Here is a 2,779-nt window from a genome sequence, read left to right as displayed (position 1 = left end):
GTCACTATGCAGGGGAACTTCAAATAGCTAAAACAGATATGAAAAATACTGGAAAAACAAATGTGGTAGGTAGAATAAAAGAGGATGAAATCTATCTATTGGATGATATAAAACCTTGGGAGAAATTTATATTAAAAGAGGTAAAATAATGGAGTATATTTTAGGTGTTGATGGTGGTGGAACAAAAACAACAGCTACTTTATACAGTGACAAAATGGAGGTTCTAGGGCACTTTTTAGGTGGTCCTATGAACCTCCAAGTTGTTAGTAGAGATAAAGTGAAAAAGGTTTTTGAAAAGATGTTAAACCACTTTAATTTAAAAGCAGAAAGTGTGAAAATAGGAGTAGGAGCAGCCGGAGCTGGAAGATTAGAAGATATAGAAAAATTAAACTCTATATTAAAAGAGATAGGATTTCAAAAATATTTTTCAAGTAGTGATGCACACATTGGTCTTTTAGCTATTCATGGGAAAAATGATGGGATGATGATAATAAGTGGAACGGGAAGTATAGGTTTTGCAGTAAAAAATAATACTATATATAGAAAAGGTGGATGGGGACATATATTAGGTGATGAAGGTAGTGGATATCATATAGGACTATCTCTTGGGAAAAAACTTTTTTACTCCTTTGATAAGGATGAAGAGTTTCCAAAAGAGCTATTAAATGAGATTTTAAAAGTAACAGCTACTAAAAATAGTGATGAATTTTTAAAATGGATATATAGAAGTGATAAGGGTGAAATTGCAAAACTCTCATCTATAGTTTTAAAAAATAGCAGTTATAAAATATGCCAAGATATTATAGAAAACACAGTTAAAGCTCTAAAAGATTTAATACTAGATTTAAAAAGAGTTACAAATTTGAATTCCGTTGGTTTTGTGGGGGGAATTATAGAAAATGAGACTATTATTAGAAAAAAATTAATTTTAGAGTTGAAAAATTTAGGTATAGAGTTTGTACAAAGAAAATACAGCAATGAATATGGAGCAACGCTGCTTTTAAAAGATTAAATTAAGTGGAGGTTTTAATATGAAAAAAAAATTAAAAATAGCTACTATTGGAGGAGGTTCGTCATATACTCCTGAAATTATAGAAGGATTTATAAAAAGAGCACATGAACTTCCAATTGGTGAAATAGCTCTTGTGGATATAGAGGATGGAAAAGAAAAATTAGAAATAGTTGGAAACTTAGCTAGAAGAATGGTGGCAGCAGCAGGACTTAATTGGAAAATAACTTTAACTTTAGATAGAAGAGAAGCTTTAAAAGAGGCAGATTTTGTAACAACACAGTTTCGGGTAGGACTTTTAGATGCTAGAATAAAAGATGAAAGAATTCCACTATCTTTAGGTATGATAGGACAGGAAACGAATGGTGTTGGAGGAATGGCAAAAGCTCTTAGAACAATTCCAGTTATTTTAGACATATGTAAGGATATCGAGGAGTTATGTCCAGAAGCATGGCTTATAAACTTCACAAATCCTAGTGGAATGGTAACAGAAGCAGTTTTAAATAATACAAAAGTGAAGTGTATCGGACTTTGTAATGTACCTGTGGGAATGATGAAAGCAGTTGAAGAAATTTTAGGAAGTAGTGATTTCATATTTCATGCTGTGGGTTTGAATCACTATGTATGGGGAAAGCATATATATTTTAAAGGATATGATGTAGTAAAAGAGCTTTTACCTAAATTACTGCTTTCAGAGAAATTTAATCCTAAAAATATAGATGCAATTCCATGGATACCAGAGCAGATAGAGCAGATTGGAATGATGCCGTGTCCATATCATAAATACTACTATATGAGAGGAGATATGCTAAAAAAACAGCTAAAGGATTATGAGGGACATAAAACTAGAGCGGAGTTTGTAAAAGAGGTTGAGGATAAATTATTTCAAATATATAAGGATGAGAGCTTAAGCGAAAAACCAAAAGAGTTGGAGAATAGAGGCGGAGCTTATTACTCAGAAGCAGCATGTGAGCTTATATCATCAATATATAACAATAAAAAAAGTTTAATGGTTGTAAACGTTTTAAATAATGGTATAATAAAATCACTATCAGATGACAGTGTAATTGAAACGACAGCATATATAACAAGTTCAGGAGCAATTCCATTATCCAGTTCACAACTACCACTATCAGCACAGGGAGAAGTTGCCTTATTAAAAACTTTTGAAAAGCTAGTTATAGAAGCGGCTATAAATTGTGATTATGGAAAGGCATTACAGGCTTTATCTATAAATCCATTAGTGGAAAGTGGAACAAAGGCAAAGAAAGCTTTAGATATGGTGATAGAACAGAATAAAAAATATTTAAAAGGTTGGTAATATGTTTTTTTTGAAAGTTGAAGGAATAGAGAATGACTTAACTAAAAGTGAAAAAAAATTAGTGGAGTATATAAAGGAAAATTTAGTTTTAGTAAAGAAATACAATGTTATGGATTTAGCAGATAAATCTGGAGTTAGTGCCCCATCAATAATAAGATTAGCTAAAAAACTGGGATATAGTGGATTTTTAGATATGAAGATAGATCTTAATAAAAGTAGGAATTATTTAGTTAAAGAAAATACATTTTTAGAAAAACTTTTAGATAATTTTAAAGATAAAATTTTTGCTCTACCTCCAACAATAACCTTAGAAAATATTTTAGTAATTGCTAAGTATATAAAAAACAGTAATAAAATTATGCTTATTTGTGAGGGCGAATTTTTAAATTTAGAAAGATTTGTATATTCAAAAATCTTATTAACAGGAAAAAATGTATCCTTAAATTTAG

Annotated in this window: 4 protein-coding genes; all 4 read left to right on the top strand. The window is 30.3% G+C overall.

Annotated features, from left to right (window positions below; genetic code table 11):
* A partial coding sequence (locus ACMOUI_RS04975; protein ID WP_418964634.1) for a phospho-sugar glycosidase domain-containing protein occupies positions 1-149 on the top strand: 149 nt, incomplete at its 5' end.
* A complete protein-coding gene (locus ACMOUI_RS04970) occupies positions 149-1,012 on the top strand; it encodes an N-acetylglucosamine kinase (protein ID WP_418964633.1) in 864 nt (287 codons plus the stop codon). The genes ACMOUI_RS04975 and ACMOUI_RS04970, both read left to right, overlap by 1 nt.
* Positions 1,013-1,031: 19 nt before the next feature.
* Entirely contained in the window at positions 1,032-2,330 is a 1,299-nt protein-coding gene (locus ACMOUI_RS04965) for a 6-phospho-beta-glucosidase (protein WP_418964632.1), read from the top strand.
* A 10-nt stretch (positions 2,331-2,340) separates the two neighbouring features.
* The coding region (locus ACMOUI_RS04960; RefSeq protein ID WP_418964631.1) for a MurR/RpiR family transcriptional regulator at positions 2,341-2,779 on the top strand (439 nt) is incomplete at its 3' end.

Source organism: Cetobacterium sp., assembly GCF_048470075.1.
Taxonomy (GTDB): domain Bacteria; phylum Fusobacteriota; class Fusobacteriia; order Fusobacteriales; family Fusobacteriaceae; genus Cetobacterium_A.
Note: the sequence above shows the minus strand (reverse complement) of the source record. Positions and strands in the feature narration are given on the sequence as shown.